The sequence below is a fragment of the Thermoanaerobacter sp. CM-CNRG TB177 genome (genome assembly GCF_018588165.1).
Lineage (GTDB): Bacteria > Bacillota > Thermoanaerobacteria > Thermoanaerobacterales > Thermoanaerobacteraceae > Thermoanaerobacter > Thermoanaerobacter thermocopriae.
Genome location: NZ_JAFCAC010000038.1, coordinates 45,078 through 53,164, shown reverse-complemented (window position 1 = coordinate 53,164; position 8,087 = coordinate 45,078). Strand labels below are relative to the sequence as shown.

7 protein-coding genes and 2 riboswitches are annotated in these 8,087 nt (G+C 36.4%); of the genes, 5 read left to right on the top strand and 2 right to left on the bottom strand.

Annotated elements, in window-relative coordinates; genetic code table 11:
* Positions 1-72: 72 nt before the first annotated feature.
* A riboswitch (cyclic di-GMP riboswitch) is annotated at positions 73-161 on the top strand.
* Positions 162-278: 117 nt separating this feature from the next.
* The 5 genes from I4N53_RS02305 (at position 279) to I4N53_RS02285 (ending at position 6,302) form a co-directional block, all read left to right on the top strand.
* The gene (locus I4N53_RS02305) at positions 279-728 is read left to right on the top strand and encodes a hypothetical protein (RefSeq protein ID WP_214495485.1); all 450 of its coding nucleotides are present in this window, start codon (positions 279-281) and stop codon (positions 726-728) included.
* 123 nt (positions 729-851) lie between these two features.
* Positions 852-1,547 (top strand): DUF3307 domain-containing protein, encoded by a 696-nt coding sequence (locus I4N53_RS02300; protein ID WP_214495484.1) that lies wholly within the window; start codon positions 852-854, stop codon positions 1,545-1,547.
* Between the two features lie 38 nt (positions 1,548-1,585).
* On the top strand, positions 1,586-3,877 hold the full coding sequence (locus I4N53_RS02295) for a PAS domain S-box protein (RefSeq protein WP_214495483.1): 2,292 nt from the start codon (positions 1,586-1,588) through the stop codon (positions 3,875-3,877).
* Between the two features lie 254 nt (positions 3,878-4,131).
* Positions 4,132-4,239: riboswitch (TPP riboswitch) on the top strand.
* Positions 4,240-4,286: 47 nt separating this feature from the next.
* Complete coding sequence (thiC, locus tag I4N53_RS02290; RefSeq protein WP_214495482.1) at positions 4,287-5,585, top strand: phosphomethylpyrimidine synthase ThiC; 1,299 nt, start codon at positions 4,287-4,289, stop codon at positions 5,583-5,585.
* Positions 5,586-5,786: 201 nt separating this feature from the next.
* Positions 5,787-6,302, top strand: a complete 516-nt coding sequence (locus I4N53_RS02285) for a ferredoxin domain-containing protein (RefSeq protein WP_013150740.1) — start codon at positions 5,787-5,789, stop codon at positions 6,300-6,302.
* Positions 6,303-6,331: 29 nt separating this feature from the next.
* Here I4N53_RS02285 and I4N53_RS02280 read toward each other — a convergent pair whose 3' ends face one another.
* Entirely contained in the window at positions 6,332-7,252 is a 921-nt protein-coding gene (locus I4N53_RS02280; protein ID WP_214495481.1) for a transketolase family protein, read from the bottom strand.
* On the bottom strand, positions 7,253-8,074 hold the full coding sequence (locus tag I4N53_RS02275) for a transketolase (protein WP_013150742.1): 822 nt from the start codon (positions 8,072-8,074) through the stop codon (positions 7,253-7,255).
* Positions 8,075-8,087 lie beyond the last annotated feature (13 nt).

The window sequence follows — 8,087 nt, the reverse complement described above, 5'->3', positions numbered from 1 at the left end:
TTTTTTTTTCTTAATCTTGACAAATAACTATTTTCGTGTTATTTTATAAATAACAAAAATTTAATAATACAATGTCGATAAGGGCACACTTATCGAAAGGTAAGGTCGCAAAGCCATGGGTCTAAGGGAATGAATATTCCTATGATCGCCAGGCTGCCGAAACATTAAAATTGCAGTTAATTATACTGCTGAAAAAATTTTAGGCACCTGGGGATTACCCATAGGTGCCTTATTTATTATTCAACGCAAAAACAATTTTAAAGAAGGAGGTGAAATCCATGAGAAAAAGAGTACTGTTATTAGCTTTGGTGTTTGCGCTTTTATTTACAAGTTCACATGTTGTTGCAGCTGAAAAATCCGAAGCTGTAGTTACAAATCAATCCGTTGTTGCAGCTGAAGAGCCTGTAATTTATAAAGATACCATAACAGTTACCCAGGACGGCGGTAGATATCAGATAGGGTTTATAGAAGTTGAATTTAAGAAAGATTGGCTTGAAGCTGATAAACTGCCAGTAACCTTCGAGGTTAAAATCTATGCTGAAAATGGAAAAGGATACATTGAATTTTCACCGGACATACCACATTTCATCAAGAAGGTACATATTAGAGTAGATGATTACAAAGGATTGCTGTATGATGTAGCAAAAGGTGAAAACATCTACGTAAATTACAAACACAAGCATTTTACTGTTGAACATTTCTCTAGATATTGCTTTTCCGGGTACTAAGTAATAATAACATGGGAGGTGGCCTACCTCCTTCTATTTTTCTATTGATACTACTTGTTTAGAAACGAATAAATAGATATACCATTTAAGCCTTTATTCATGAAATAAATATGAGGTGTGACTATGTGCTTCGATTATTTGCTATTAGGCCATTTGCTGGGAGACTTCACTTTTCAGACAGATACCATCGCAGAAAATAAAGCTAAAAATTGGAAATGGAATCTCTACCATGCTTTCATTGTAACAATTTGTATGCTCGTTTTTGCGATTCCTTTTGGCACTCTCATCATGGGGTTGGTGCTTATAAACGGTGTTCTTCATTTTATCATTGATTTTTATAAACCTAAACTGCCTTGCAGAAGTCCCTTACATTCTTTATTTTGTTTTGTGGCAGACCAGTCTTTACACCTTTTAATTATCTGGTTAATCTCAACTTTTTACAAAGGAGAGCCTTTCTATTTTCCTGTTGTTAAGGAGTTGCCCGGCCTTCTGATCACTCTTGTTTTAGTAACATCTGCTTCATCTATACTGATTCAATACATACTCAGATTAATGTTTCCTTCCTCTAAGGAAAGTTTTTTTATAATTGGAAATGAAAAAGTTGCAGGCATTATAACAAGGCTCCTTATATTTTCCTCACTTTATTCTTCCTTGTATTTTGGGAAACCATTACTGTTAATTATTTTGGTAATTCTTGCAGCCAAAACTGTATATTATTATAGATACTGGCATCCTTTAATTACTCCAGCTTATTTTTATACTGGGCTTTTAATGGATTTTCTTATACCAGGAGCAGCTTTTATTATAAATTATTTATAAAAAACACAATCCCAAACGGAAGTGGGGTGCAGTAAGTTGTGAATACCTTTAGAACGCTAGTTTGTATCGAATCTGCCGAAAAATATAGAAATTTTCTCACTATAATCGAACAAAACTATGAAAACACACTGGTATTGTCAGATGTATCAGAGCTGCAAAAAGAACTGATGTCTAACGAAAAGACTATTAATGTCATTTTTATAGACAATATGCTGTTGGACAAAATAACCGACAGTTTATCCTCTATACTTGAACTCGAGAACAACTTCTGCATAGTACTGTTTGAAGAATATGTAAGCACCTATGAGAAAAGGTCCTTTATATACGATGTATTGGAATGTAACGATATATACAAAATAAGTAATTTTCTGATAAGATTGGAACGTGAATTGAACCGCAAGGCTCAACTCCTCTCTTTTCAAGATGAAATAAAGAGGTTTTATGATATTGGAAAAAAACTATCATCTGAAAAAGACCTCATGACATTGCTGGAATTAATCATTGAGACCTGTATGGACATGACCTCATCAGATGCCGTGACCATATATGCCATTATAGACAGCGATAGCGGTGAGTGGTCCTATTATGATAAAAACGCTAAAAACAAAATGCTAAAATTCATAATAGCTAAGAACAACAGCATAAAACTAAATTTGGAATCAATGACATTTCCGATTTCAAAAAACAGCATTGTTGGCTACGCCGTAATATCCGGAGAGCCCCTTCGAATTGATAACGCTTACTGCATACCAGAAGGCGCTGATTATCAATTTGACAGAAAATTTGATAATCTCACGGGCTACACGACTAAATCAATTCTTACAATACCTATGAAGGACCACCAAGACAGGGTATTGGGAGTAATTCAGTTGATCAATAAAAAGCAGGGCGATATCATTATCCCATTTAGCCTCAATGATGAAATGATTATTCACTCATTGGCGGGCCAAGCTGCAGTAGCCATAGAAAACAGCATACTCTACAAAAATATGGAAACCCTTTTGGAACAATACAGACAAACGATTTACGAAGAAATTACCAAACGAAGGCTGGCAGACGAAGAAATACACAAACTGTTGAGCGCCGTTGAACACAGCCCTGTCTCGGTCGTAATTACGGACATAAATGGAACCATTCAATATGTAAATCCCAAATTTACTGAAGTGACAGGTTATACTTACAAGGAAGTCATAGGTAAAAATCTTAACATTTTAAAATCAGGAAAACACACAAAAGAGTTCTATTACAACTTTTGGAATACAATATTGTCGGGTAAAGAATGGAGTGGAGAATTCTACAATAAGAAAAAAAATGGAGAGTTCTACTGGGATTCGACTCTTGTATCACCATTAAAAGATGAAAACGGCTCTATAAAGTATTTTATTGCTGTCAAGGAAGATGTCACCGAAAAGAAGTTACTCGCTCAAAAACTTGAAGAAAAAAATAGGAAGTTGCAGGAAACAATAAAAAAGTTAAACGAAACTCAGACACAATTGATACAACAGGAAAAGATGGCTGGAATCGGCCAATTGGCTGCAGGAGTTGCTCATGAGATCAATAACCCACTGGGATTCATTATGAGTAATTTTGAAGTATTGCAAAAATATGCAAACGTACTAAAAGAAACTTTACTATATTATAAAGATTTCATATCTGCCTATCAAAGCTTAAACTTTGAAGAAGCGAAACTGAAAATCGAACATATTAAAAATTTTGAGAAAAAAAACAAAATGGACTTCATATTAGAAGACTTGTCCGAATTATTCCATGATACAAACATCGGGCTTGAACGGGTAAAAAATATAGTAAATGCTTTAAGGTCCTTCTCCCATATTGACCAATTGAACAATTTCGAGGAATATGACCTGAATGAAGGAATACGAACTACTTTACTTATAGCAAAAAGTAATCTGAAACATGACATAAATATTCGTGAAGACCTTGGCAATATCCCTTTAATACCAGCAATAGGAGGGGAAATAAATCAAGCTATATTAAATATAATTATGAATGCCGCTCAAGCTATCAGAATGAAAGGTATTGACAGCGGAGGAATCATCGAAATAAGAACTTATAATGATGAAAATTATGTATATTTAGAAGTCAAAGATAACGGCATAGGGATCGAAGAGAAAAACCTGAACAGAATTTTTGAACCTTTTTATACAACAAAGCCTATCGGAGAAGGAACAGGATTGGGATTAAGCATCACATATGATATAATTGTAAAAAAACACAATGGCGAAATTTTAGTTGAGAGCAAATACGGTGAAGGCGCCAAATTTATCATTAAACTTCCTATTAAAAGAATTGAAAAAGATTCTATATGAAAGATTAAAAGAAAATTTTATAAATTGCTCTCACCTATGAAGGTGAGAGCCCTTATTTTAGCTTGAAATTCCCTTTTTCCACTCTAAACTTAGACACATGGGCATGTACTTTAATATAAAAAGCGTGAGCCTCGAAATTGTACAAAAAAGTTTACTAATAACCGTAAAACTTTTATTAAAATTTTAATATACACCGATTTTTTTTAGTGGTATAATAGTAATGTAATATTTTATACCCTATCGATTAATTTAATATTTGCCACATGGGGTGCCGGCGTAACCGGCTGAGAAAAAGGTGTTGCCTTTTAACCCATCGAACCTGTTAGGTTAGTACCTGCGTAGGGATGTGGTCATCCACCATGGCTATAATCCCCATGGTTTATTTATTTTTTTTAAGGAGGTTTTTATTATGACACAATTGGAATACGCCCTTTCAGGTATTGTTACAAAAGAGATGAAAATAGTTGCAGAGTATGAAGGAGTTGACGAAGAATTTATTTTAGAAGGAGTTAAAAAAGGCGAGATAGTCATACCCTCAAATGTCAATCACAAAAATCTTATTCCCAAAGGCATAGGAAAAGGTTTAATGACAAAAGTAAATGCTAATATTGGAACATCTGATGCCTACCCTGAAATTGAAAAAGAAATTGAAAAGTTAAAAGTAGCTTTAAAAGCTGGAGCAGATGCGGTAATGGATTTAAGCACAGGGGGCGACATTAACCAATCTCGTAGAAAAATACTTGAAAATTCCCCTGTCCCTGTAGGTACTGTCCCCATGTATCAAGCAGCTGTAGAATCTATAACCAAATACGGCAGCATTGTAGCTATGCCTGAAGAATTTATTTTTGAAGTTATAGAAGAACAAGCAAAAGACGGAGTTGACTTTATTACAGTCCACTGTGGTCTAACATCTGAATCATTGAAAAAGCTTAAAGACAACGGCCGAGTGATGGATGTAGTAAGCCGCGGTGGCTCCTTTACAATTGCTTGGATGCTCCATAACGACAAAGAAAATCCTTTGTACAAACATTTTGATAGGCTCCTTGATATTGCTAAAAAATATGACATAACTTTAAGCTTAGGAGATGGACTACGTCCAGGTTGTCTTGAAGATGCTACAGACGCAGCACAAATTCATGAACTTATAATCCTTGGTGAGCTTGTCAAAAGGTCTCGCGAAGCAGGAGTCCAAGTTATGGTAGAGGGACCTGGACATGTGCCAATTGACCAAATTGAAGCAAATGTAAAACTTCAAAAACAGCTTTGTCATAATGCTCCTTTTTATGTGCTTGGCCCTATTGTGACTGATATAGCTCCTGGTTATGACCACATAACTTCAGCAATCGGAGGAGCAATTGCAGCAGCTTCTGGTGCTGATTTCCTCTGCTATGTTACACCCGCTGAACATCTCGGGCTTCCAGATAAGGAAGATGTCAAAGAAGGCGTTATTGCAGCAAAAATTGCTGCCCATGCCGCGGATATAGCAAAAGGCATAAAGGGGGCTAGAGAAAAAGATTTGGCTATGGCCAAAGCAAGAAAAGCCTTAGAGTGGGATGAGCAAATAAAGCTTTCTATAGATCCTGATAAAGCTTTTAAATATCGCGTCAACAAAAACATATCTACAGCCAAAACTTGCAGTATGTGCGGAAAATTTTGCGCTATGAAAATTGTCAGTGAGTACCTTGGAACTTCAGCTATAACATGTTAATATAATTGCCATATTTATAGCCCCCTAATGTTTGAAAAAATGTGAGTGAGCAATTGCTCTCTTTTTTTTTGATTTTTAATAAGATTCAGATTATTATAGCTGTCTGATAAAATTTTATCAAGTTTTCTTGCAAAAAGTAAAAAAATATAGCAAAATTATAATAAATAACGTATTCATCTTAAAAATATGGAGGGAAGTATTATGGAGGTAATTGAATTAGCTGCTCATTTAATGGCATTATCAGCAAGAACAGCACCTAAAGCAGCTGGAAAAGACTTTATAGAAACAAAAGTTATTACCGGTGAAGACCTCATAAGATTAAAAGAGGATATGATGAAATATGGCGAAGAATTCGGAAAGAAAAATTTTGACAGAGACGCAAAAAACGTCGCTAGTTCAAGTGCAGTACTTTTAATTTCATTAAATAAACCAGAAAAAGTTGGACTAAATTGCGGTGCCTGCGGTTATAATCTCTGCACTAATCTAAGGGATTTTAGAGAAGGTACAGAATTCGCAGGTCCCATATGTGCATGGAGGCTCATCGACTTAGGAATAGCAGTAGGGTCCGCAGTTAAAACCGCCAGTATTTTGAATGTAGATAATCGAATTATGTATAGAATAGGTGTAAGTGCAAGAAGGTTAAAATTAATTGAAGGAGAAATTGTTATAGGCATTCCTCTTTCTGCGACAGGTAAGAACATATACTTCGATAGATAAAAACGCCAGGACTAACCTGGCGTTTTTTTTTAAAATGACATAGCTGCTTTTACAATATCCTCCGCTGTCAAACCATAATGTTTTAAAAGTTCTTTAGGTGAACCTGACTGGCCAAATTGGTCTTTTATACCTATTCTCTTTACCTTTACTGGGTATTCTTCTGAAAGAACTTCTGCCACAGCAGACCCAAGCCCACCTATTATGCTGTGCTCTTCTGCTGTTATAACTTTGCCCGTCTTTTTAGCTACTTCTACTATTAAATCTTTGTCTATCGGCTTTATGGTGTGGATGTTGACCACTGTCGCCTCTATCCCTTCTTCTTTTAGTTTGTCTGCTGCTTCAATCGCTATGGCTACCATTACTCCCGTTGCTATTATCGCTATGTCTTTCCCTTCTCTTATTACTTCACCTTTTCCTAATTGGAATTTGTAGTTTTGATCGTGTATATCTGGTACTGCCATCCTCCCCAACCTTATGTATACTGGTCCATAGTGCTCTGCCGCCGCAAATATGGCTTGTCTCGTCTCTTCTGCATCGGCCGGGTTTATTACCACCATCCCTGGTATTCCTCTCATAAGGGATATATCCTCTATTGATTGGTGTGTCGCCCCGTCTTCTCCTACTGTTATACCAGCATGGGTTGCCGCTATCTTTACGTTTAAGTGTGGATAACCTATGGAGTTTCTAACTTGCTCGTATGCTCTTCCTGTTGCAAATATGGCAAAAGTGCTGGCAAAAGGAATTTTCCCGCAGGTAGCAAGTCCTGCTGCTGTTACCATCATGTCTTGTTCTGATATTCCTATATTGAAAAATCTATCTGGATATACTTTTTGAAAGTCCGCTGTCTTTGTGGATTTTGATAGGTCAGCGTCTAATACCACTACATCTTTGTTTTTTGCGCCTAATTCTACTAAGGCTTTCCCATAGGCTTCTCTTGTCGCCATAGCCATTTATACTCCACTCCCTTCAAGTTCTTGTATAGCTTTTTGTCTTTGTTCTTCGTTAGGCGCACTGCCATGCCATCCTACTTGATTTTCCATGAAGGATACGCCTTTCCCTTTTATTGTATGAGCTATTATCAATGTAGGTTTTCCTTTTGTAGCTTTTGCTTCTTCTATGGCTTTGTCTATTTGGTCAAAGTCGTGGCCGTCTATTTCTATTACGTGCCATCCAAAAGCCTTAAATTTGTCTGCTACTGGCTCTATGTTTTTTACTTCTCTGTTTGGACCGTCTATTTGTAAGCCGTTAAAGTCAAGTATTGCTGTTAAGTTGTCGAGTTTGTAATGGGCTGCTGTCATCGCTGCTTCCCATATTTGCCCTTCTTGTAATTCTCCATCTCCTAATATTACATAGACTCTATAGCCCTTTTTATCTAATTTTCCTGCTAATGCCATTCCATTTGCAGCAGAAAGCCCTTGCCCTAATGACCCTGTAGTCATATCAAGTCCCGGTGTGGATTTCATATCGGGATGCCCTTGAAGTATTGAACCGAGCTTTCTTAAAGTTTTTAACTCTTCTTTTGGGAAAAAGCCTTTTTCAGCTAATACAGCATACAGGGCAGGAGCTGCATGACCTTTTGACAACACGAGTCTATCCCTATCTTCCCATTTGGGGTCGTCAGGTTTTACATTCATTTTTTCAAAATAGAGCAGGGTTAAAATATCTGCACAGGATAATGACCCACCAGGATGGCCAGAGCCTGCCTCTGCCAACATATTTATAATGTCAATTCTTACTTCTTTTGCCTTTTGCTTTAAAAATTCTTTGTCCATCTCAATACCTCCA

What these genes read in the sequence shown, in the direction of transcription:
- I4N53_RS02305 (WP_214495485.1), top strand. Translation starts at nt 279, where the DNA reads ATGAGAAAAAGAGTACTGTTATTAGCTTTGGTGTTTGCGCTTTTATTT.
- I4N53_RS02300 (WP_214495484.1), top strand. Translation starts at nt 852, where the DNA reads ATGTGCTTCGATTATTTGCTATTAGGCCATTTGCTGGGAGACTTCACT.
- thiC (WP_214495482.1), top strand. Translation starts at nt 4,287, where the DNA reads ATGACACAATTGGAATACGCCCTTTCAGGTATTGTTACAAAAGAGATG.
- I4N53_RS02285 (WP_013150740.1), top strand. Translation starts at nt 5,787, where the DNA reads ATGGAGGTAATTGAATTAGCTGCTCATTTAATGGCATTATCAGCAAGA.
- I4N53_RS02280 (WP_214495481.1), bottom strand. Translation starts at nt 7,252, where the DNA reads ATGGCTATGGCGACAAGAGAAGCCTATGGGAAAGCCTTAGTAGAATTA.
- I4N53_RS02275 (WP_013150742.1), bottom strand. Translation starts at nt 8,074, where the DNA reads ATGGACAAAGAATTTTTAAAGCAAAAGGCAAAAGAAGTAAGAATTGAC.